Here is a 21,960-nt window from a genome sequence, read left to right on the forward strand (position 1 = left end):
GGGCCGGCCAACGGCCGGCGCTACCGGACACTTTCCCGCAGTCCCACGGTCACTCCCGTGCAACCTCCAACGGGCCAAATACCCCCACGCGGCCCGGCCGTGGCGGTGGTCCGCTGGACCCCGCCACCCTGGGCCCGACCACTTCCCCCCTCTGGAACGGCGCCATGCGCACTCGTCCTGCAAAGCGGTACTTCAAGCAGTTGTTGGCGTTGTATGCAGGGTTGGTCGGCGCCCGCTGACCGGTAACGAACACCCGGTGGGGCGGTATCCCCCACCGGGTAGAGCCACGCCCTGCGTGGCTTGCGCGGGCCCGGCCGAAGAGCAGCCACGCAGGGCGTGGCTCTACGTCATCGGGTGAGGTTACTGCGCCAGCAGCTCCACCTCGGCCAGCTGCATCCGCCCCGGCCCCTCGATCCGCAACCGGTACTCGGCATAACGGCCCGGCTTGGCAATCCGGAACGGGCGGGTCTGCTGCTGCCACTCGAAGGTCTCGCCACTGCGCTGGTCCAACGCAACCCAGCTGCCACCGGCCTTGCGCGCTTCCAGCGTCCACGTGCCGCCACGGATCGGCGCATTGCCACTGGTCAGCGTGTACATCACCGGCGTTCCATCGGTCACGCCAGTGAACACGATGCTGCCCTTGCCACCGAACGGCACCACCGTCCCTGCATCATCATCGGTCAGCGCCGCCAGCACCCGCCCATCATCCAGCTGCGCACGCGCGCCGCTACCCAACAGGTCGTGCAGGATTGCCGGCCGCTCCCCACGCGCGGTCAACGAACGCGGCGCATCCTCCGGCCCGGTGCCCCAGGTCGATGGCGTCGGGCCCATCTCGAAGTCCAGCGTCGCGCCCTTGGCGATCACCTCGTGCGGCACCCACGTCTTCGTCCACGGCTGGCCGTTGATCTTCAACGACTGCACGTAGATGTTGCGGTCCGAGTTCTCCGGTGCGTTCACGGTCAGCACCGCGCCACCCTGCAGTTCCACCTTGGCATGCTTGAAGGCCGGCGAGCCGATCGCGTATTCCGGCGAGCCCATCCGCAGCGGGTACAGGCCCAGCGAGGCCAGCACGTACCACGCCGAGGTCTCGCCGTTGTCTTCATCGCCCGGATAGCCCTGGCCGATCTCGCTGCCCACGTACAGCCGCGACAGGATCTCGCGCACGTGCTGCTGGGTCTTCCACGGCTGCCCGGCGTACAGGTACATCCACGGAATGTGGTGCGAGGGCTGGTTGCTGTGCGCGTACATGCCCATGCGCACATCGCGCGCTTCGGTCATTTCGTGGATGGTGCCGCCGTAGGAACCGGAGAACGTCGGGTCGGCGGTTTCCGGCGTGCTGAAGAACGTGTCCAGCTTTTCGGCCAGCTTTTCGCGGCCACCGTACAGGCCAGCCAGGCCTTCGCCGTCATGCGCGGCGGTGAAGGCGAACGTCCAGCCATTGGATTCGGTGTAATCGTGGCCCCACACGCGCGCGTCGTAGTCCTTCGCGTCCACGCGCCAACTGCCATCGTCCTTGCGGCCCTGGAAGAAACCGGCGGCAGGATCGAACACGGTGGCGTAGGTGCCGGCACGGGCACGGAAATACGCCGCTTCGGTGGTGTAGCGCTCGCGCGCGGCCGGGCTGTCGGCGGTTTTTGCCAGCGCCGTGGCCATGTTGGCGATGCCGAAATCGTTGAGCGCACCTTCCATCGTCCACGACATGCCTTCATGCACGTCGGCACTGGCGTAGCCACGGAAGGTCGATTTGTCCATGCCCTTGCGGCCGACATGGCGGTCCGGTGGCACCACCGTGGCGTTCTTCAATGCGGCTTGGTACGCCTCATCCGGATCGAAGCCCTTGATGCCCTTCAGGTAGGCATCGGCGAAGGCCACGTCCGAACTGGTGCCCACCATCAGGTCGGCATAGCCCGGCGAGGACCAGCGTGCCACCCAGCCCCCGGCGCGGTACTGCTCCAGGAAACCCTGCACCAGCGCGCCGGCATCGTCCGGGGTGAACAGTGCATATGCTGGCCAGGTGGTGCGGAAGGTGTCCCAGAAGCCGTTGTTGACGTACACCTTGCCGTCGCGGATCGGCGCGAAGCTGCGCACCGCGCTGCCATCGGTATTGTCCTCGGCGGCGCTGGCCTGGCTGGCGTAACGCCAGTCCGGGACAGCGGCGGTACCGGCATTCTCGTAGCCGGAATTTGGATACAGGTACAGGCGATACAGGCTGGAATACAGCGTGGTCTTCTGGTCGTCGCTGGCCTGCCCGATATCGAAGCGGGCCAGGCGCTGGTCCCATGCATCCTGCGCGCGGGCAGCAACGGTGGCGAGGGTGTCGTCGGTGGCCAGTTCCAGCGCCAGGTTGTGGCGGGCCTGGTCGATGGAGATCAGCGAGGTGGCGATGCGCATGGTCACGCGGCGGTCACTGCCCGGGTCGAACTTGATGTAGCCGGTGGGCCGGCCGCTGGCGATGCGGCCGCTGCTGCGCCACGGCCTGTCGAAGCTGGCCACCACGTACATGCGGGTGGCGCCGTTGGACAGGCCGCTGCGCGTATCGGTGTAGCCCGACAGCGTCTGCGTGGCCGCATCCAGGGTCAGCCCACCGCGCGCGTCCACGTTGTCGAACAGCAGGTTGGCATCGCCGTCCTTGGGGAAATCGAACTGGAACAGCGCGGCGTGGTCGGTTGGTGCGATGGCCGCGGCGATGCCGTTGTCGAAGCGCACCGCATAGCGGTACGGGCGCGCGCTTTCGTTGTCGCGCGAGAACGAAAGCGCACGTTTGGTGCGATCCGCCTCCGGCACGCCCCGGCTGGCCGAGGGCATCACCTGGAAGGTCTGGCGGTCGCCCATCCACGGGCTGGGCTGATGGCTCAGCGCCAGCGCCTGCAATTGCGGGCGGTTGGCCGCGTTGTTCTGTTCGTTCCAGCGGTACAGCCAGTTCAGCGCGCCGGCGTCGGTCACCGGGGTCCAGAAGTTGAAGCCGTGCGGCATGGCGGTGGCGGGGAAGTTGTTGCCGCGCGAGAAGGTGCCATTGGCCTGCGTGCCGCGGGTGGTCAGCACCCAGTCGGAGGGGCGGGACGGGGCGTTGCGCGGCTGGCTGTCCAGACGCACGTCATCGATCCAGCCGGAGACCGGCGCGTTGGCGGCGCTGGCCAGGGCCAGTTCGATGGCCACCACGCGGCGGCCGCGCAGTGCTTCCACATCGCCCAGTCGCACCGACTTGTGCGCCCACTGCTGCGGGTAGAGGGTCTTGGAGTCGCCCTGCGCCCTGGCGCCAAGCGCGATGCCATGCAGGTCGCGTGCGGTGCTGGCCGAGACGCGGCTGCCATCGTCCAGCACCAGGTCCAGCGAAACATAGGTGGAGGCCACCGTGTCGTCGCCGACGATCTCCGGCAGCACCAGCCAGGACAGGGTGGTGTCGGCCTCGATGGTCACATCGGTGGTGAACAGCCTGGTGGTGGCGGTGCCGCCAGCGCTGGCGTAATGCAGGGCGCGCAGCCCGCTGTAGCCGACCCCGGGCTTGGCCGCATAGGGCGCCTGCGGGCCTTTGCCGATCTTCACCTGCACGCCGCCCTGGCTGGCCTGCGGGGTCGGTTCGCCCGGTTCGAAGGACGTCTGCAGGCCCTGCGCGAAGGCGGGCAGGGCCACCGGCGCGCAGACCAGGGCGAGGGCCAGCGGAAGCAGGGCGCGGCGGACAGGGCGGGGGTGCGGCAGGGTCATGCAGGGATCTCCCGGGTGGGACAGGCAGCAGGCGAAGCCCGCATCGGCGACCTCGGCAGACAGCATCACGCCGGCCGCCCACGGGGGCAGTCGAAGCGATGCGGGTCCGGCGGGGGACGGGCCATGCGATCGGGTGTTTGATCGAAACGATCCTGATCCTGCAACACCCGGAGCGGGTCTGGCAAGTGAAATTAGTTCGATCTAAACCCGTAAAAATCGCATATCGGCGTTTTCCCCGTGACGTGCTGCACGGAACCGGCCGCGCCGCGCCCGGCGCCCCGGGTGTTAGAATCGAGCCCCTCGCAATCCCTTTCCGTGCCCCCGCCATGAGCCATACCGTCACCGCGCCTGCCAATGCCGAAAAGCGTTACACCGTGCACCGCAGCGACCTGCCGCTGAGCTGCCCGACGCCGGAAATGGCGCTGTGGAACTCGCACCCGCGCGTGTACCTGCCGATCGCAGATGAGACCAACTGCGAGGCGCAGTGCCCGTACTGCGGTTCGGTCTTCGTGCTGGCCGACTGAGCAGGCGGAACCGAACGTGCGCCGACTGACCGTGGTGCAGCTGCTGCCGGCGCTGCACTCCGGCGGGGTTGAGCGCTCGACGCTGGAAATTGCCGCCGCGCTGGTCGCGGCCGGGCACCGCGCCATCGTGGTATCGGCCGGCGGCCGGCTGGTCGAGCCGCTGCTGGCCAGTGGCGCCGAACACCTCACCCTGGATATCGGCCGCAAGTCGCTATGGACGCTGCGCCACGTGCGTACGCTGCGCAACCTGTTGGCAGAAACCGGCGCGGACATCGTGCATGCGCGTTCGCGGCTGCCGGCCTGGCTCGGTTTTTATGCCGTGCGCAACCTGCCGGCGGCCACGCGCCCGCATTGGGTCACCACCGTGCATGGGTTGAATTCGCCCAGCCGCTACAGCGCGGTGATGACCAGTGGCGAACGGGTGATCTGCGTGTCCAACTGCGTGCGTGACTTTGTGCTCAAGCAGTACCCGAGCGTGCCAGCAGAGCGCCTGCAGGTGATTCCACGTGGCGTGGATACCGCGCAGTTCCCGCACGTGGGCCGACAGGACCGGCGGCCGCGCCTGGCGGTGGCCGCGCAGTATCCCGCGCTGGCCGGCGAGGCACCGCTGCTGCTGTTGCCTGGGCGTGGCACCCGGCTCAAGGGGCATCATCACGCGCTGGGGCTGCTGGCCGGATTGCACTCAGCCGGTGTGCCGGCGCTGCTGTGGATGCCGGGCACCCGCGAGCCGGGGCGTGAGCGCTATGTGGCTGAGCTGGAAGCGCAGGCGCGCAGCCTGGGCATCGCCGAGGCGGTGCTGATGACGCCCCCCACCTCGCGCATCGCCGAGGCCTATGCGGCCAGTGATCTGGTGCTGCAGCTGTCTGACAAGCCCGAGGCCTTCGGCCGTACCGTGGTCGAAGCGTTGTCGGTCGGCCGACCTGTACTGGGCTGGAACCAGGGCGGCGTCGGCGAACTGCTGCAACACCTGCAGCCATCTGGCGCGGTACCCTTGGGCGACGCCGGGGCATTGCAGGTGCGTGCGCTGCAACTGCTGGCGCAGCCGCCTTCGCTGCCCTCGCGTATTCCGTTCACCCTGCAGGCGATGCAACGTGACACGCTCCAGCTCTATACCTCCCTCGCTGGCTGAGCCGGTCAAGGCGCCAGGTTCGCCGGGCTTCCGTGCGGGCCGCTGGGCACCGTGGTGGGTGATCGCCTTCGTGGCGCTGCTGCCGTTGCCGGGCATTGCCGAAACCGCACTGGGGCTGGGCGCGCTGTACGCGGCCGCACGCATGGTGCAACTGCGCCTGCAGGGCAAGCAGCGCATGCTCAGCAGCCCGGCGTGGGCACTGACCAGCATCCTGTTCCTGGGCTATTGGCTGCCGCAGGCGTTTTCCACCTTCGATGCGATCGATCCGGGTACCGCCTGGCGCAAGACCGCCGCCGGCCTGCGCTATCTGCCCTTCATGTGGCTGGTGGCGATCGCGGTGGCCACGCCGGAGCGCCGCGCGTTGACCCTGAGGGGCATTGCGGTCATCACCGGTGCGTGGACGCTGGATGCGTTGGCGCAGGCCGCCTTCGGCACCAGCCCGCTGTTCTGGTCGATGGACCAGTTGAAGTGGGCGATCAGCGGGCATGGATTGTGTGCGCCTGACGAGATGGCTGCCGCCGACCGCCTGAGCGGCGTACTCGGGCCGTGCAATCTGAAATTCGGCCAGGTACTGGCCAGTCTGTCGCCGTTCCTGCTGTTTGCCGCCGCCGCGCGGTTTGGCCGCTGGGGCTGGATGCTGGTGGCGGCCGCCGTTGGCGTGGTGCTGGTGTTGGCAGGTTCGCGTGCGGCGTGGCTGACCTACGCGCTGGTGCTGGTGTTTTCCGGTTGGCGCCTGCTCGGCGTGCGCGGATTGTTGGCCTGCGTGGCCGTCGGCCTGGCCGTGGCGGTGGCGCTGGGCGTCGGCTCGCACCAGGTGCGTGAGCGCCTGGAACGTACCGCGATGGCCTGGGAAGGCGAAAGCGATGGCGTGAACCAGGCGTTGTCAGGCCGTGCGCAGATCTGGGCGGCTGCTGGCTGCATGATCGAGCGGCACCCGATCAACGGCGTGGGCGCGCGCGGTTTCCGCGATGCGTACCCGGAGTGCAATCCGCGCCCGGAGGAGCAGGAAGTGTGGGGCGCAGGCCCGGCGTTGCACGCGCACCAGATCCTGCTGGAAATCCTGGCTGAAACCGGCGTGCTGGGCCTGCTGCTGTGGCTGGCCGCCGCAGCGCAGGCGTGGCGCGCCTGGCGTTTCGCCCCGCTGCCCGCGCGCGAACGCGCCCGCCCGGCGATGCTGGCGCTGGCGGTCACCATTTTCCCCCTCAACACCCACCTGGCGTTCTATTCCACCTTCTGGGGCGGCCTGACCCTGCTGCTGGCCGCGCTGTACGCAGGCAGCCTGCTGGCCAGCGACGAACCGTAGAGCCACGCCCTTGAACTGACCCCCAGAAGTTGGACACCCATCCAGCCTCTGGGATTTGTTCATGATCCGATACGACGGACGTTTCAAGCTCAAGGTCGCCCGGGAGGGCGCCGCAAGCACCCTCCCGGCAAGTGCACTTGCTGGCCGATATGGCCTGGACCGAACCATGGTCCATCGCTGGATTGAGACCTATCGCCAGCACGGCCAAGAAAGCTTCGTGGGGCTTCGAGGACGACGCTACTCCCCCAAATTCAAGGTTTCTGTTCTCAAGCGGATGGAACGGGATGGCCTGTCGGTCAGGCAGGCGATGGTCAAGTTCGGGATAGGCAGTGCAACTGCGATCAAGAGGTGGCGAGCTCAGTATGATTTGGGGGGTATGAGCGCCTTGGCCCCTGTTCGAGATCAACCCCGAATGAAAAAGAAGCCTGCCGTTCCCAAGCGACCTGAAGACATGACCCCAAAGGAATTGCTCAAGGAGCTGGAGTACCTGCGCGCGGAGAACGCGTTCCTAAAAAAATACGATGCCTTGATCCGGGAAGAGCAGGCGACCGAGCGCGCACAACAGCGCAAGCCGTCCAAGGATTGAGGCATGAGCATCAGCTGTCGCTTCTGCTCAAGGCGGCAACTCTTTCGCGCAGTACGTTCTACTACCAGGTGCAAGTCGCCGAGCGCCCTGATGGGAATGCGAAGCTCAAGCGCGAGATAAAAACCATCTATCACCGCCATGAAGGTCGGTATGGATATCGGCGTATTGCTGAGGCGCTCCGGACAACAGGCAAACAGATAAACCGCAAGGTAGTGCAGCGCTTGATGAGGCTGATGGGCCTGAAATCCATCGTGCGCGTAAAGAAATATCGGTCCTATCGCGGATCGGTGGGCACGGTCGCGCCTAACCATCTGGATCGCAACTTCCAAGCATCGCAGCCCAACCAGAAATGGGTCACTGACGTCACTGAATTCAACGTAGGCGGCAAAAGGCTCTATCTATCGCCGATCATGGATCTATTCAATGCGGAAATTGTGGCCTATCAGATCAGCACAAGTCCCAAGCTGGAAATGATCAAGAACATGCTGGGAAAAGCCTTCCGAAAGCTGGAACCTGTGGAAGCACCCCTGCTGCACTCCGATCAGGGCTGGCAATACCAACACCCTACCTATCAGCGTCTGCTGGCAGACCGGAACATCTCGCAAAGCATGTCCCGCAAGGGCAACTGCTTCGATAACGCTGCGATGGAGAGCTTTTTCGGCACGCTGAAGGAGGAATGCTTTCGCCTCAAAAGCTTCGCCAGCATGGACGAGCTGAAGCGCGGACTAGATGGCTATATCCGGTACTACAATCACACACGCATCAAGCTGGGCCTGAATGGCATGAGTCCGGTTCAGTACCGGACCCAAGCTTCCGTGCCCTAGCCCCACCTGTCCAACATTTGGGGGTCAGTTCACCTGCGTGGCTGCTCTTCGTTCCGGCATCGCGAAGCCACGCAGGGCGTGGCTCTACGTCCCGTCATCGCCAGCCTCCACGGCGTGGCAATATGCCCTGTCGGTTCCTGACGCGTTGATGCGTCATTCGGCGATACCGCGCCTGTCCACACATCCCCATCGTGGCGGCATGTCCAGCCCACGTCTCCGCCAAGGCCGCGTCTCTGAAACCGGCTACGTGTACATCCTCACCACCGTCGTGGACGGTCGACGCCGCCTGTTCGATGATCCTGTCAACGCAGAGGTGGTGATCGATGCACTACGCCACGTCGAACGCTGCGGCCGCAGCCGTTCCATGGCGTGGGTAGTGATGCCCGATCACGTGCATTGGCTGATGGAACTGCGGCGCGGCACCCTCGCCACCTGCATGAACGTGTTCAAGTCATACAGCAGCCGCAAGCTTGGTGTTGGGAAGATCTGGCAGCTGGGCTACTACGACCACGCCGTGCGCACTGACGAATCGTTGGAACATGCAGCGCGTTACATCATCGCCAATCCGCTGCGCGCCGGTCTCGCCGAAAACATCGGCGAATACCCCTACGCCTGGTGCCGCTGGGACCTGTAGAGCCACGCCCTGCGTGGCTTCGCGGGAGCCAGATCCCCGACGGGTAGAGCCACGCCCTGCGTGGCTTCGCGGAGCCCGACGAAGAGCAGCCACGCAGGGCGTGGCTCTACGGCAAGAATCGATGTCGCGCAGCCACGCAGGGCGTGGCTCTACTTGTAGAAATCGCTTCGGCCGCCGGGCTGGCGCTTGAAGCGGCGGTGGATCCACAGGTACTGGTCCGGGGCTTCGCGCACCATCGCTTCGATGGCCTGGTTGACCCGCGCGGTATCGGCTTCCACATCGTCGCTGGGGAAATTCTCCAGCGGCGCGCCAATCTTCAGGAAGTACCTGCCACCCTCGCGGCGATGGAAGTACGGAATCACCGCGCACCCCGTCATCCGCGCCAGCTGGTGGGTAGCGGTGATGGTCGAGGCGGTGTGCCCGAAGAACGGCACGAACACCGTGTCCTTGCCACGCATGTCCTGGTCCGGCGCATACCAGAGGAACCCGCCCTTCTTCAGGTGCCGCACCGTGGCCCGGATGTCCTCGTTGGCATACATCGCCTTGGCATAACGCAGCCGACCAAACTTCACCGCCCATTCGTACACGGGGTTGCGGTGCTTGCGGTACATGCCCGACAGGTCGACGTGGTCGCACAGCAGCCGGCCGCACATTTCGAGCGTCATGAAGTGGCCCGACACCAGCAGCACGCCGCGGCCCTCGGCCTGCATCCGGTGCAGGTGCTCCAGGCCTTCGACCTGCACCTTCGGGCGGATGCTGTCGATGCTGCCCCACCAGGCCCGGGCGAATTCGAAGATGCCCACGCCCAGCGCGTCGAAACTGTCCCGCAGCAGGCGCTGGCGCCAGGCGTCGTCCTTCTCGGGGAAGCACAGTTTGAGGTTCACCTCGGCCGCGCGCCGGCGGCTGCCGGCCAGCCGGTAGGCCACGGTGCCCACGCCACGGCCCAGCGCGCGCTGCAGACCCCAGGGAAGGCGGGCGACCACGAAGGCGGCCAGAATGAAGGCGAAGGTCGGCCAGTGGCGGGGATTGCGCAGGGACGGCCGGGGGGCGGTGGAAGGGTTGTCTGACATGCCCCGATTCTAAGTCATGCGTCCGCGAAGGTGCGCCTGCAGCGCCGGGATACCGTCCTGCATGTCTTTCCCGCGGCTGCTCCCGTATCCTCTGCGCATGCGTAAAAGCCCTGTCGAATGGATCCTGCGCGGCCTGTATTCGGCCGTGTTGTACCTGTTGTTGCCGATCACCGTGTACCACCTGGTCTGGCGCGGTTTCCGGGTGCGCGAATACTTCCAGCGCTGGGACGAGCGCTACGCCTCCTACCCTCATTCCAGCGCGCAGCCGCGGGTCTGGCTGCACGCGGTGTCGGTGGGCGAGGTGAACGCGGCCGCGCCACTGGTCAACGCGCTGCGCGAGCTGCGCCCGGACATCCGCTGGGTGATCACCACCATCACCCCGACCGGCTCGGAACGGGTGCGCGCGCTGTGGGGCGATGCGGTCGACCACGTGTACCTGCCGTATGACGTACCGGGCAGCGTGGGTCGCTTCCTGGGCCATTTCAAACCCAGCCTGGCGCTGATCCTGGAAACCGAGTTGTGGCCGAACCTGCTGTTCGGCTGCCGCGATCGTGGCATTCCGGTGTACATCCTCAACGCGCGGCTGTCGGCCCGCTCGCTGCGCGGTTACCGCCTGCTGCGCCCGTTGATTGGGCGCACGCTGCGCACCGTCACCTGCGTGGCGGCGCAGTCGGCCGACGACGCCGAACGCTTCATCCAGCTCGGTGCGCTGCCCGAGCAGGTGCAGCCGCTGGGCAACCTGAAGTTCGATATCGCCACGCCCAATGTGCGCGAGTTCACCGCCAATTTCCATGCGGCCGTGCCCGGCACGCGCCCGGTGTGGATCGCCGCCAGCACGCACGAGGGCGAAGAGCAGGCCACGATCGACCTGCACCGCCGCCTGCGCCAGGAGATTCCCGGCCTGTTGCTGCTGTGGGCGCCGCGCCATCCCGAACGCTTCCCGCGCGTTGAAGCGCTGGCGCGCGAGCAGGGCTGGAAGGTCAGCACCCGCCGCCAGCAGCAGTGGCCGCAGGCCGACAGCGACGTGTTCGTGATCGATACGCTGGGCGAACTGATGGCGTTCTACGGCTGTGCGCAGGTCGCCTTCGTCGGCGGCAGCCTGCAGCCGATTGGTGGTCACAACCTGCTCGAACCGGCGGCAATGGGCACCGCCACGGTCACCGGCCCGCATCTGCACAACTTCGCCGAGATCTCCCGGCGCATGCGTGAAGCAGGCGCGGTACTGATCGCCGACGACGTAACCGGCGTGGGCGATGCGCTGCTCACCCTGCTGCGCGATCCGGAAGCGCGGGAAGACATGGCCAGCGCAGGATGTGCGTTGGTGAGCAATGGCCGAGGTGCGCTCAAGCGCACGGTCGAATTGATCGCCCCGCAGTTGCCGCCGCCGGTGGAATGAACGGCCGCCGCACAACGCCGATTCCGACCAGCGGCGTAGAGCCACGCCCTGCGTGGCTGCGCGGTGCCTGACGGAAAGGCAGCCACGCAGGGCGTGGCTCTACGTCCAGTAGACCCGCAGTCGTTGAAGAATTGCCACGAAAAAGCCACCCTTGCAGGTGGCCTTTTCGTTTCCGCGTTACACCCCGATCAATTATTGACCGTGGTGCTCGGCGTGGCGGCCTGCTGGGTCAGCAGGCGGTTGATGTCCTGCAGGTCGGCGATGTCCAGCGTGCCGATCGCCTGGCCCAGCTGCAGGCGGTTCTGCAGGAAGGTGTAACGGGCGTTGGCGTACTCGAGCTGTGCCGCGAACAGGATGCGCTGGTTCTGGATCACGTCCAGCACGGTGCGGGTACCCACTTCCAGGCCCACCTGCGAAGCGTCGTAGGCGCTCTGGGCCGACACCACGGCCAGGCGGCGCGCTTCGACTTCGCTGATGCCGGCCACCAGGGTCTGGTAGGCGTTGCGGGTGTTGCGGTCCAGGGCGCGCTTCTGCTGCTCGTAACCGTCCTGGGCGATGTCGCGCTGGGCCAGGGCCTGGCGTACGCCGGACTGGGTGGCGCCGCCGGAGAAGATCGGCACGTTCAGGGTCAGGCCGATGCTGTTGCTGCGCTGGTCCGGGCTGAAGTTGGAGCTGCTGCCCACCACGTCACCCCAGCTGGCCGAACGGCCGGCGGTGGCACCCAGCGACAGGGTCGGGTAGTGGCCACCACGGGCGGCGGACACGCTTGACTCGGCCGCGCTCACCTTCAGCTCCTGCGCCTTCAGCGCCGGGTTCTGCGCCACCGCTTCGTTGACCAGCTGGTCAACGGTGGCGTACTTGGGTGGCAGTTCCGGGCGGAAGTCGGCCGGCAGTGCGCGCAGGTCGGTAACCGGTTGGCCGGTCAGTTCGGTCAGCGCCTGGTAGGCGTCGGCCAGGGTGTTCTGCGCGATGATGGTGTTGGCGCGGGCCTGGTCGTACTGGGCGCGCGCTTCATGCACGTCGGTGATCGGGGCCAGGCCCACTTCCAGGCGCTTGTCGGCGAAGTCGAACTGCTTCTTGGCCGCCGCTTCGTTGGTCTGCGCCGCCGACAGCGACTCGATGGCCACCAGCACGTTGAAGTACGCCGCCGAGCTGCGCACGATCAGGTCGTCGTTGGCCGAATCCAGGGTGAAATCCGCTGCCTTGCTCAGCTCGCGCTGCGAGCGCAGGTTGGAGATCTGCGTCCAGTTGAACAGCGTCTGCGACGCGTTCAAGCCGTAGTTGCGGTTCTTGGTGGTGAACGAGGTCGAACTCACGTCATGGTTCGGCGTGGTGCGGTTCTGCGTGAGCGAGGCCTCGCCGTTGATCTGCGGCAGCAGCGCGGCACGCGCCTGCACGGCGCCTTCCTTGTCGAACAGGCGGGTCGATTCTGCGGCAGACAGCTGCGGATCGCCGTTGCGCGCCATTTCGTAGACCTGCAGCAGGTCGGCGGCAGAGGCGGTCATGGGCAGCAGGGCGGCGGCCAGCGCAATAGCGAGGGATCGGCGGATCATTGCGGCTTCCTTGGACTCAGAGTTGGAACTGGGGTGCCGGAGCGGCACCGCGCAGGTAATCGATATCGGTTTCAAACAGCGAATCAATGCTGCCATCGGCGTTGACCAGCACCGCTTCCATCACCGGCGAATGGCCACGGATCACGAACAGGCGGCCGCCGGGACGCAGCCACTGGGTGAAACGGGCCGGGATGGTATCCACCGCGGCGGTGACGCAGATGGCATCGAAGCGGCGTTCGGTGTCCCAGCTCAGTGCGTCGGCCACTTCAATGCGCACATTGTTGCCCAATGCTGCGGCATCCAGGCGCGCACGCGCAGCCTCGGCCAGGGCCGGGTCGATTTCCAGGCTCAGCACTTCGCGGGCCAGTTCGCCCATGCACGCGCTGAGGAAGCCGCTGCCGGTGCCGATTTCCAGCACTTCATCGCCCGGCTGCAGGTTCAGCGCCTGCAGGGTGCGGCCTTCGATGACCGGCTTCATCATCTTCTGGCCGTTGCCCAGCGGCAGCTCAATGTCGGCATAGGCAAGGGCGCGGTTCGTTTCGGCGACAAACGCCTCCCGCGGCAAACGTGCCAGTACCTCGAGCACACGGATGTCCAGCACGTCCCAGGGACGGATCTGCTGTTCAACCATCAGTTCGCGGGCATGGGCGTAATCGATCGTCATGAGGTTCTAATCCAGCGCAGTGGGCCGGCCATTTTACCGGTGCCGGGAGCCGGCGGCGCGTTGAGAGCATCGCTGCCGTCGCGCCGGGGTCGCAGTGCCGGAAGTCACCGCGACCTCCGGTCCATTCATGTTGTCATCAACGCCCGGGGCGGGTGGCGTAAGCCCTCAGGAAAAAGGTCACGCTGGCCTCCACGTGGGCGTCGGCGTCGCACTCGGCCGGGGCCGTTCGCAGCCCGCACATCATATGCGTATGCAGCTCGCCTTTGATGAGGGTGAAAAACTGCAGGGCAGCGGTCTGGAAGTCGGTGATCTCCAGTTCGCCACGTTCGGTGCGGGCGCGCAGGAACTCGGCCAGGGCATCGCTGGTGCGCTGCGGGCCGGCCCCCCAGAACATCTCGCGAAGCCGGTCGTCGGTATCCGGGGCCATCATCACCCGCTGTACCGCCACGGCGGCCGGCGAGGTGATCATGGTGAAGAACGCGCGGCCGATGCCCAGCAGCTGCTCGCGCAGTGCACCGTCAGCGTCGGTGACAAACAGCGCGTCGGGCAGCATCTCGACACAGGTGGACTTCACAGCTTCGGTGAAAAGCGTCTCTTTATCGCCGAAATGGCTGTAAACGGTCAGCTTCGACACCCCGGCCTGGGCCGCAATGCTGTCCATGCTGACGCCGCCATACCCCTGGTCGACGAACAATGCCTTGGCTGCATCCAGGATCGCCGCACGCTTGCCCAGATCCTTCGGGCGGCCGGGTCCAGCCGCCTTGGCGGCAGGCTTGGACGGCACGGCGGAAGTGGTCGAAACGGTCATGCAAACAATACTAGACCAATCGGTTCGATATTTATACTATACCGGCTGGTTCACTATTTGCCGTCGTGGAATAGAGTGTCGCTTCCACGCGGTCCCCCCCGGTACTTCAAGGTCCAGGACCTCATGAACAACTTGCGATGGATGGGCAGTGGCCTGCTGGCGTTGATGCTGGCGGCGTGTGGCAGACAGGATGCCGAGCCGGCCGCACCGATTCCGGTGCTGGTGGTACAGCCGGGCACGGTCAGCGGCCAGGAAGTGGCGGCTTACCCGGGCGAGGTGCATGCCCGCGAGGAAAGCCCGCTGTCGTTCCGGGTCGGGGGCAACCTGGTCAAGCGGCATGTCGATGCCGGCCAGCGCGTGCGCAGGGGCGACCTGCTGGCCGAACTGGACGCGGCCGATTTCGCCTCGCAGGCAAGCGCCTCGCAGGCGCAGCTGGCCGCGGCCGAAGCCGACCTGGTGCGCGCCCGCGATGACCAGAAGCGCTACGCCAAGCTGGCCGAACAGCAGCTGGTCAGCCAGTCCACGCTGGATGCGCAGACCGCTGCCTTCAAAGCCGCGCAGGGCCAGGCCAATGCCGCCCGCGCCAACCTGGCGGTGGCCCGTAACCAGACGGGTTACGCGCAGTTGCGCGCCCCGGCCGACGGCGTGATCGCCAGCCGCCAGGCCGAAGCCGGGCAGGTGGTGGGCGCCGGGCAGACGGTGTTCACCCTGGCCGCCGACGGTGGCCGCGAAGTGCTGATCGCCCTGCCGGAAAGCAACATCCGCGATTACCAGGTCGGCCAGGATGTGCGGGTGGAACTGTGGAACAAGCCGGGCCAGATGCTGCCGGGAACGATCCGCGAGATCGCGCCGGCCGCCGATGCACAGGCGCGCACCTACGCCACCCGGGTCAGCCTGGCGCCGGAAGCGGCGGCTGAAGTGGAACTGGGCCAGAGTGCGCGCGTATTCGCCACCGCTGGCCGCACCGGCACGTTGCAGCTGCCGCTGGGCGCGGTGCTGCGTGGCGCCGATGGCAAGGCCAGCGTGTGGGTGGTCAATCCTTCCAACGGCGCGATCAAGGCCACGCCGGTGACGGTGGGGGCGTATGGCCCCGACGCGGTGCCGGTGCTGTCCGGCGTGGCCGCGCAGGACTGGGTGGTGGCCGCCGGTGGGCACCTGCTGCGCGAGGGTCAGGCGGTCACGCCGGTGGACCGGCAGAACCGCCCGGTGCTGAAGCCTGCCGCCGCACCCGCTGCCGCAGCCAAGGGGCACTGACCCCGTGCGCCGCTTCAATCTTTCCGAATGGGCGTTGGGCAACCGCGCGCTGGTGCTGTTTGCGATGCTGGCCTTCGCCATCATCGGCGCGTGGTCGTACAAGCACCTGGGCCAGTCCGAGGATCCGCCGTTCACCTTCAAGGTGATGGTGGTGCGCACGATGTGGCCGGGTGCCACCGCCGAGCAGGTTTCGCGCCAGGTCACCGAGCCGATCGAGAAGGCGCTGCTCAACACCGGGCAGTACGAGTTCATCCGCTCGTACTCGCGCCCGGGGGAATCGCAGGTGATCTTCATGGCCCGCGACAGCCTCCGCTCCAGGCAGATTCCGGACCTGTGGTACCAGGTGCGCAAGCGCGTGGGCGACATCAAACCGACCCTGCCGCGCGAAATCGTCGGCCCGTTCTTCAACGATGAGTTCGGCGACACCTTCGGCAACATCTACGCGTTGACCGGGCAGGGTTTCGATTATGCGGTGATGCGTGACTACGCCGACCGCATCCAGCTGGAACTGCAGCGCGTGCCCGACGTGGGCAAGATCGAGCTGGAAGGCCTGCAGGACGAGAAGGTCTGGATCGAACTGTCCAACACCAAGCTGGCCACCCTGGGCGTTTCGCTGCAGCAGGTGCAGCAGGCATTGGCCGACCAGAACGCGATTGCCGCCACCAGCTTCTTTGAAACCCCCACCGACCGCGTGCAGCTGCGCGTGACCGGCCAGTTCCAGAACATCGACGACATCCGCCGCTTCCCGATCCAGGCCGGCGACCGCACCGTGCACCTGGGCGACATTGCCGAGGTCAAGCGCGGCTTCGCCGACCCGGCCTCGCCGAAGATGCGCTTCATGGGCGAAGATGCCATCGGCATCGCGGTGGCCATGAAAGACGGCGGCGACATCCTCAAGCTGGGCGCCACGCTGGATGCCGAGTTCGAACGCCTGCAGAAAACGCTGCCGGCCGGCATGCAGCTGCGCAAGGTATCCGACCAGCCGCATGCAGTGGAAGAGTCGGTCGGCGAGTTCGTCCAGGTGCTCACCGAAGCGGTGGTGATCGTGCTGCTGGTCAGCTTCTTCTCGCTGGGCCTGCGCACCGGCCTGGTGGTGGGCGTGACCATTCCGCTGGTGCTGGCGATGACCTTCTTCGTCATGCATTACTTCGACATCGGCCTGCACAAGATCTCGCTGGGTGCGCTGGTGCTGGCATTGGGCCTGCTGGTGGACGATGCGATCATCGCGGTGGAAATGATGGCCACCAAGATGGAGCAGGGCTACGACCGCCTGCGCGCAGCCAGCTTTGCCTGGGAGAGCACCGCGTTCCCGATGCTGACCGGCACGCTGATCACCGCCGCCGGCTTCCTGCCGATCGCCACGGCAGCATCGAGCACCGGTGAATACACCCGTTCGCTGTTCCAGGTGGTGACCATCGCGCTGGTGGTGTCGTGGATCGCGGCGGTGCTGTTCATTCCGTACCTGGGCGACAAGATGCTGCCGGACCTGTTCAATCCGCAGCCGCCCAAGCCGGAGAGCCTGGCCGGGCGTTGGCGTGCGAAGCGGCTGCAGTGGGCCGACCGCCACCCGGCGTTCGCGCGCTGGATTGCGCCGAAGGAGCTGGCGCACGACCACGACCCCTACCAGCGGCCGTTCTATGCGCGTTTCCGCCGCTTCCTGGACATGTGCCTGCGCCACCGCTGGTGGGTGATCGCGGCCACCGCGGCGCTGTTCGTGTTCTCGTTGCTGATCTTCCGCTTCGTACCGCAGCAGTTCTTCCCCGATTCGACCCGGCCGGAACTGATGGTGGATATCGAACTGGCCGAAGGCGCGTCGTTGCAGGCCACCCAGGCGCAGGCAGGCAGACTGGAGAAGCTGCTCAAGGGCCGCGAGGGCATCACCAACTACGTGGCCTACGTGGGCACCGGTTCGCCGCGCTTCTACCTGCCGCTGGACCAGCAGCTGCCGGCCACCAACTTCTCGCAGTTCGTGGTGCTGACCGAGAACGCAGAGGCACGTGAGGCCACGCGCGACTGGCTGCTGAAGGAGGTCATTCCGCAGTTCCCGGACGTGCAGATGCGCGTGACCCGCCTGGAGAACGGCCCACCGGTCGGCTACCCGGTGCAGATGCGCATTTCCGGCGAGCACATCGAGCAGGTGCAGGCGATCGCGCGCAAGGTGGAAGCCAAGGTGCGCGAGAACCCGCACGTGATGAACGTGAACCTGGACTGGAGCGAGCCGAGCAAGGTGGTACGGCTGGTGATCGACCAGGACCGTGCGCGCGCGCTGGGCGTCAGCAGTGCGCAGGTGAGCCAGCTGCTGGGCACGTCGCTGTCGGGCATGAGCGTGAGCACCTACCGCGAGGGCAACCGCCTGATCGAGATGCTGCTGCGCGGGCCGGACAACGAACGCGTGCGCCTGGACATGCTGGGCAGCCTGGCCATTCCCACGGCGAGCGGCACGTCGGTGACGTTGTCGCAGGTGGCGCGCCTGGAGTACGTGTTCGAGGACGGCATCATCTGGCACCGCAACCGGCTGCCGACGGTGACGGTGCGCGCGGATATCGGCGATGGCAAGCAGCCGTTGGACGTGGTGCAGCAGATCCTGCCGACGCTGGAGGGTATCCGTGCCGGGCTGCCAGCCGGCTACCTGCTGGAGACCGGCGGCACGGTGGAAGATTCGGCACGCGGGCAGGATTCGATCAAGGCGGGCATGCCGCTGTTCCTGATCGTGGTGGCGACGTTGCTGATGCTGCAGCTGCGCAGTTTCTCGCGGGCGGCGATGGTGCTGGTGACCGCACCGCTGGGCATCATCGGGGCGACGCTGTTCCTGCTGTTGTTCCGCGCACCGTTCGGGTTCGTGGCGCTGCTGGGCACCATCGCGCTGGCGGGCATGATCATGCGCAACTCGGTGATCCTGATCGACCAGATCCAGCAGGACATCGACGCCGGCCACGACCGCTGGCACGCGATCATCGATGCAACGGTGCGCCGTTTCCGCCCGATCGTGCTGACCGCGCTGGCAGCGGTGCTGGCGATGATCCCGCTGTCGCGCAGCGCGTTCTACGGCTCGATGGCGATCTCGATCATGGGCGGGTTGATCGTGGGCACCGTGCTGACGCTGGTGTTCCTGCCGGCGCTGTATGCGGCGTGGTTCCGGGTGAAGCCGGATGAAGCCCGATAGGGCTTCATCCGGCGGCGTCACGCCCCTCGGGCGTGACGCCCGGCGTGACACCCCGGCGGGGTGTCACGCCGGGTAGCGCCGGCCGTTGGCCGGCCCTCGTGAACCCGGCACCGCGCGATCGTCCGGGCGGCTTCGGCCGGATTTAAACGTCGGATGATTTGATTGGGGCATCGTTGCCACCGGTTCCGGAGGCTCGAGCCGCGCTGCGCGCGGTGTCCGGCCAACGTTATGCCCGCCGTCCTGGTGAGCACCCTTCGGGCCATGGAACCTGCGCGTTCCAGCTTATAGACGCGCCAACACCGCGTCGGTTGCTTGGGTCGTGCTCACCGCTTGGCCCTTCGCCGCCAAGTCAGCAGTAAACACCCCATCATCCAAGGCGGCATGCACGGCCGCCTCAACGGCAGCCGCTTCGGCCTCCAACCCCAGCGAATGCCGCAGCAGCATCGCAGCACTGAAGATCGTGGCGTACGGGTTGGCAATGCCCTTTCCGGCGATATCCGGCGCAGACCCATGGATCGGCTCGTAGATCCCGACCGCCCCAGGCTCTCCCAATGACGCCGACGGCAGCAGCCCCAGCGAGCCGGCCAGCATCGAAGCCTCATCGGTGAGGATGTCGCCGAACATGTTCTCGGTCACGATCACGTCGTACTCGCGCGGCTTGGCCAGCAGGTGCATGGCCATCGAATCCACCAGCTGGTGCTCCAGCGCGATCTCCGGGAATTCCTCGCGACCGATCCGCGCCGCCACGTCACGCCACAGGCGTGAGGTTTCCAGCACGTTGGCCTTGTCCACCGAGGTGACCTTGCCACGGCGCTGCTGCGCCAACCGGAACGCACTGCGCATCACCCGCTCGATCTCACCCACGCTGTAGCTGCACAGATCGCTGGCCGTGTCGGCGGTGCGGGTCTTTTCGCCGAAGTAGATACCGCCGGTGAGCTCGCGCACCACCACGAAGTGCACACCTTCCAGCAGCTCGGCCTTGATCGGCGAGGCGCCCAGTGCGGCCGGGTGGGTGCGCACCGGCCGCAGGTTGGCATACAGCCCCAGCGCCTTGCGGATCGCCAGCAGCCCCTGTTCCGGGCGCACCTTGGCGTTCGGGTCGGACCACTTCGGGCCGCCCACCGCGCCCAGCAGGATCGCCTTGGCCTGGCGGCAGGCATCGAGCGTGGCGGCCGGCAGCGGCTCGCCGTGGCGGTCGATGGCGATGCCGCCGATATCGTGTTCGCTGAACTGGAAGGTGTGGCCAAAGCGTTCGGCGACCGCACCCAGCACCGCGACGGCGGCGGCAGCGACTTCCGGACCGATGCCATCACCGGGCAATACGACAATCTCAGCGTGCATGTTCACTCTCGTAACGTTCAATGTCAGGGGTACGGCCCAACAGATACCCCAATTGGTCCACGCCTTCCAGCAGGCAGGTCTGCGAGAAGCCGTCCAGCGGGAAGGTATACACACGCCCATCGGGCGTGCGCAGTTCGCGCGCGGCGATGTCCACGGTCAGCGCATCGTCGGGGCGCTGCATCAGCGTCTGCACGTCCGCTTCGTCCAGCACGATCGGCAGCAGTCCGTTCTTCAACGCGTTGCCCCGGAAGATGTCGGCGATCTCGCTGCTCACAATCGCACGCAGGCCCAGGTCGGCCAGCGCCCACGGCGCATGTTCGCGCGAGGAACCACAACCGAAGTTGCGCCCGGCCAGCAGGATGCTGCGCCCGGCGTTGTGCGGCTGGTTGAAGGCGAAGCCCGGGTTGGGCGTGCCGTCGGCCTGCCAGCGCCAGTCGTTGAAGGCGTGCTTGCCCAGCCCGGCGCGTTCGGTGGTGGACAGGAACCGCGCCGGAATGATCTGGTCGGTGTCGATGTTGGTTTCGCGCAGCACTACGCTGGTCGAAGTCAGGGTACGGAAGCTGCTCATCAGGCCACCTCCTGGCTGGCATACAGTTCACGCGGGTCGGCTACGCGGCCGTTCACCGCCGCCCACGCGGCGGTCATCGGCGAGGCCAGCAGCGTGCGCGAGCCCGGACCCTGGCGGCCTTCGAAGTTGCGGTTGCTGGTGCTCACCGCCAGCTGCCCGGGCGCCACCAGGTCGCCGTTCATGGCGATGCACATCGAGCAGCCTGGTTCGCGCCATTCGGCGCCAGCGGCGCGCACGATGGCGTCGATACCTTCGGCTTCGGCCTGGCGCTTGACGATTTCCGAACCCGGCACCACCAGCATGCGCACGCCTGCGGCAACACGGCGGCCCTGCAGCACCTGCGCCACTTCACGCATGTCGCTCAGGCGGCCGTTGGTGCACGAACCGACGAACACCACGTCCACCGGGGTGCCGGCCAGGGTCTGCCCGGCCTGGAAGTGCATGTAGTCCAGGCCTTTCTGGTCGGCCGCATCGTTGGCCGCCGGGATCGGCGCGTCCACTGCGATGGCCGTGCCCGGGTGGGTGCCCCAGGTCAGGGTGGGGCGGATGTCGGCGGCGTTGATGTGTACTTCCACGTCGAAGCGCGCGCCCGCATCGCTGCGCAGCTGCGACCATTGCGCCACGGCCTCGTCGAACGCCACGCCCTTGGGGCCGCGCGGGGTGTTGGCCACCCAGTCGAAGGTGACCTGGTCCGGCGCCACCATGCCGGCGCGTGCGCCGGCTTCGATGGACATGTTGCACAGGGTCATGCGCTGCTCCATGTCCATCGCGGTGATCGCGCTGCCACGGAACTCCAGCACATGGCCGGTGCCGCCGTTCACCCCGATCACGCCGATGATGTGCAACACCACGTCCTTGGCGCCCACGCCTGGCGCCAGCGCGCCATCGACGGTGATCGCCATGGTCTTCGCCTTGCGCTGCAGCAGGCACTGGGTCGCCAGCACGTGGCCGACTTCGCTGGTGCCGATGCCGAACGCCAATGCACCAAATGCTCCATGGGTGGAGGTGTGGCTGTCGCCGCAGACGATGGTCATGCCCGGCTGGGTGAAGCCCTGCTCGGGCGCGATCACGTGCACGATGCCGCGGTTGGCCGACTGCAGGTCGAACAGCTCGATGCCGTGTTCGGCGCAGTTGCGCGCCAGCATCGCCACCTGTGCTTCGGAGGCGGCGCTGGCGTAGGGCAGCTTGCCGTCGGCATCGGCCGGCAGGGTCGGGGTGGAGTGGTCCATGGTGGCCTTGGTCCGGTCCGGGCGGCGCGGCGCCAGGCCGCGCTCGCGCAGTTCGGTGAAGGCCTGTGGCGAGGTCACTTCGTGGATCAGGTGCAGGTCGATGTACAGCACGGCGGGCGCGCTGTCCGATTCGGGCACGACCACGTGGGCGTCCCACAGTTTGTCGTACAGGGTGCGGGGAGCTGGGGTCATGGAATGGCCTTGCTGTGGTT

The 21,960-nt window shown here is 66.8% G+C and carries 16 protein-coding genes; 8 read left to right on the forward strand and 8 right to left on the reverse strand.

What is annotated here, in order from left to right:
• Positions 1 to 360: 360 nt before the first annotated feature.
• On the reverse strand, positions 361 to 3,702 hold the full coding sequence (locus WIX41_RS12420) for a GH92 family glycosyl hydrolase (protein ID WP_339447973.1): 3,342 nt from the start codon (positions 3,700 to 3,702) through the stop codon (positions 361 to 363).
• A gap of 326 nt (positions 3,703 to 4,028) precedes the next feature.
• Between WIX41_RS12420 and WIX41_RS12425 the strand changes: the two genes are divergently transcribed.
• From WIX41_RS12425 to WIX41_RS12445, 5 genes are all read left to right on the forward strand, one after another.
• On the forward strand, positions 4,029 to 4,226 hold the full coding sequence (locus WIX41_RS12425) for a zinc-finger domain-containing protein (protein ID WP_339447975.1): 198 nt from the start codon (positions 4,029 to 4,031) through the stop codon (positions 4,224 to 4,226).
• A gap of 16 nt (positions 4,227 to 4,242) precedes the next feature.
• Positions 4,243 to 5,355 carry a glycosyltransferase gene (locus tag WIX41_RS12430; RefSeq protein ID WP_339447977.1) on the forward strand — a complete coding sequence of 371 codons (1,113 nt, stop codon included), beginning with the start codon at positions 4,243 to 4,245 and terminating at the stop codon, positions 5,353 to 5,355.
• A complete protein-coding gene (locus WIX41_RS12435; RefSeq protein WP_409187497.1) occupies positions 5,336 to 6,658 on the forward strand; it encodes an O-antigen ligase family protein in 1,323 nt (440 codons plus the stop codon). Before WIX41_RS12430 ends, WIX41_RS12435 begins: the two co-directional genes overlap by 20 nt.
• A gap of 61 nt (positions 6,659 to 6,719) precedes the next feature.
• A protein-coding gene (locus tag WIX41_RS12440) for an IS3 family transposase (protein ID WP_409187384.1) occupies positions 6,720 to 8,068 on the forward strand; the annotation gives its coding sequence in 2 pieces (ribosomal slippage) (positions 6,720 to 7,176 and positions 7,176 to 8,068; 1,350 coding nt in all).
• A 199-nt stretch (positions 8,069 to 8,267) separates the two neighbouring features.
• Complete coding sequence (locus WIX41_RS12445) at positions 8,268 to 8,702, forward strand: REP-associated tyrosine transposase (protein WP_339447983.1); 435 nt, start codon at positions 8,268 to 8,270, stop codon at positions 8,700 to 8,702.
• 149 nt (positions 8,703 to 8,851) lie between these two features.
• On the opposite strand, the gene WIX41_RS12450 is transcribed toward WIX41_RS12445, so the two are convergent.
• Positions 8,852 to 9,772, reverse strand: a complete 921-nt coding sequence (locus WIX41_RS12450) for an LpxL/LpxP family Kdo(2)-lipid IV(A) lauroyl/palmitoleoyl acyltransferase (RefSeq protein WP_339447985.1) — start codon at positions 9,770 to 9,772, stop codon at positions 8,852 to 8,854.
• Between the two features lie 97 nt (positions 9,773 to 9,869).
• On the opposite strand from WIX41_RS12450, the gene waaA reads away from it, so the two are divergent.
• Positions 9,870 to 11,168, forward strand: coding sequence for a lipid IV(A) 3-deoxy-D-manno-octulosonic acid transferase (gene waaA, locus WIX41_RS12455; RefSeq protein WP_339447987.1), 1,299 nt, complete (start codon positions 9,870 to 9,872; stop codon positions 11,166 to 11,168).
• 188 nt (positions 11,169 to 11,356) lie between these two features.
• Here the strand turns inward: waaA and WIX41_RS12460 are convergent, their stop codons facing one another.
• From WIX41_RS12460 to WIX41_RS12470, 3 genes are all read right to left on the reverse strand, one after another.
• On the reverse strand, positions 11,357 to 12,721 hold the full coding sequence (locus WIX41_RS12460) for a TolC family outer membrane protein (RefSeq protein ID WP_339447989.1): 1,365 nt from the start codon (positions 12,719 to 12,721) through the stop codon (positions 11,357 to 11,359).
• 16 nt (positions 12,722 to 12,737) lie between these two features.
• On the reverse strand, positions 12,738 to 13,385 hold the full coding sequence (locus tag WIX41_RS12465) for a protein-L-isoaspartate O-methyltransferase family protein (RefSeq protein ID WP_339447991.1): 648 nt from the start codon (positions 13,383 to 13,385) through the stop codon (positions 12,738 to 12,740).
• Between the two features lie 136 nt (positions 13,386 to 13,521).
• Positions 13,522 to 14,193 carry a TetR/AcrR family transcriptional regulator gene (locus WIX41_RS12470; RefSeq protein ID WP_339447993.1) on the reverse strand — a complete coding sequence of 224 codons (672 nt, stop codon included), beginning with the start codon at positions 14,191 to 14,193 and terminating at the stop codon, positions 13,522 to 13,524.
• A gap of 123 nt (positions 14,194 to 14,316) precedes the next feature.
• Between WIX41_RS12470 and WIX41_RS12475 the strand changes: the two genes are divergently transcribed.
• Together WIX41_RS12475 and WIX41_RS12480 are read left to right on the forward strand one after the other, a co-directional pair.
• Positions 14,317 to 15,447, forward strand: coding sequence for an efflux RND transporter periplasmic adaptor subunit (locus tag WIX41_RS12475; protein WP_339447995.1), 1,131 nt, complete (start codon positions 14,317 to 14,319; stop codon positions 15,445 to 15,447).
• A gap of 4 nt (positions 15,448 to 15,451) precedes the next feature.
• The gene (locus WIX41_RS12480; RefSeq protein ID WP_339447997.1) at positions 15,452 to 18,610 is read left to right on the forward strand and encodes an efflux RND transporter permease subunit; all 3,159 of its coding nucleotides are present in this window, start codon (positions 15,452 to 15,454) and stop codon (positions 18,608 to 18,610) included.
• Between the two features lie 282 nt (positions 18,611 to 18,892).
• Here the strand turns inward: WIX41_RS12480 and leuB are convergent, their stop codons facing one another.
• Genes leuB through leuC form a run of 3 tightly spaced genes read right to left on the reverse strand, consistent with a single transcriptional unit; the run spans position 18,893 to position 21,940 of the window.
• Entirely contained in the window at positions 18,893 to 19,951 is a 1,059-nt protein-coding gene (gene leuB / locus WIX41_RS12485) for a 3-isopropylmalate dehydrogenase (protein ID WP_339447999.1), read from the reverse strand.
• Positions 19,941 to 20,519, reverse strand: a complete 579-nt coding sequence (gene leuD / locus WIX41_RS12490; protein WP_339448001.1) for a 3-isopropylmalate dehydratase small subunit — start codon at positions 20,517 to 20,519, stop codon at positions 19,941 to 19,943. The genes leuB and leuD overlap by 11 nt, the downstream gene beginning before the upstream one ends.
• Complete coding sequence (gene leuC / locus WIX41_RS12495) at positions 20,519 to 21,940, reverse strand: 3-isopropylmalate dehydratase large subunit (RefSeq protein WP_339448003.1); 1,422 nt, start codon at positions 21,938 to 21,940, stop codon at positions 20,519 to 20,521. Before leuC ends, leuD begins: the two co-directional genes overlap by 1 nt.
• Between the last annotated feature and the right edge of the window lie 20 nt (positions 21,941 to 21,960).

The sequence above is a fragment of the Stenotrophomonas sp. AB1(2024) genome, assembly GCF_037482345.1.
Classification (GTDB): Bacteria; Pseudomonadota; Gammaproteobacteria; order Xanthomonadales; family Xanthomonadaceae; genus Stenotrophomonas.

Coding starts and splice junctions, on each gene's coding strand:
- WIX41_RS12420 (WP_339447973.1), bottom strand. CDS start 3,702: ATGACCCTGCCGCACCCCCGCCCTGTCCGCCGCGCCCTGCTTCCGCTG.
- WIX41_RS12425 (WP_339447975.1), top strand. CDS start 4,029: ATGAGCCATACCGTCACCGCGCCTGCCAATGCCGAAAAGCGTTACACC.
- WIX41_RS12445 (WP_339447983.1), top strand. CDS start 8,268: ATGTCCAGCCCACGTCTCCGCCAAGGCCGCGTCTCTGAAACCGGCTAC.
- WIX41_RS12450 (WP_339447985.1), bottom strand. CDS start 9,772: ATGTCAGACAACCCTTCCACCGCCCCCCGGCCGTCCCTGCGCAATCCC.
- waaA (WP_339447987.1), top strand. CDS start 9,870: ATGCGTAAAAGCCCTGTCGAATGGATCCTGCGCGGCCTGTATTCGGCC.
- WIX41_RS12460 (WP_339447989.1), bottom strand. CDS start 12,721: ATGATCCGCCGATCCCTCGCTATTGCGCTGGCCGCCGCCCTGCTGCCC.
- WIX41_RS12465 (WP_339447991.1), bottom strand. CDS start 13,385: ATGACGATCGATTACGCCCATGCCCGCGAACTGATGGTTGAACAGCAG.
- WIX41_RS12470 (WP_339447993.1), bottom strand. CDS start 14,193: ATGACCGTTTCGACCACTTCCGCCGTGCCGTCCAAGCCTGCCGCCAAG.
- WIX41_RS12475 (WP_339447995.1), top strand. CDS start 14,317: ATGAACAACTTGCGATGGATGGGCAGTGGCCTGCTGGCGTTGATGCTG.
- leuB (WP_339447999.1), bottom strand. CDS start 19,951: ATGCACGCTGAGATTGTCGTATTGCCCGGTGATGGCATCGGTCCGGAA.
- leuD (WP_339448001.1), bottom strand. CDS start 20,519: ATGAGCAGCTTCCGTACCCTGACTTCGACCAGCGTAGTGCTGCGCGAA.
- leuC (WP_339448003.1), bottom strand. CDS start 21,940: ATGACCCCAGCTCCCCGCACCCTGTACGACAAACTGTGGGACGCCCAC.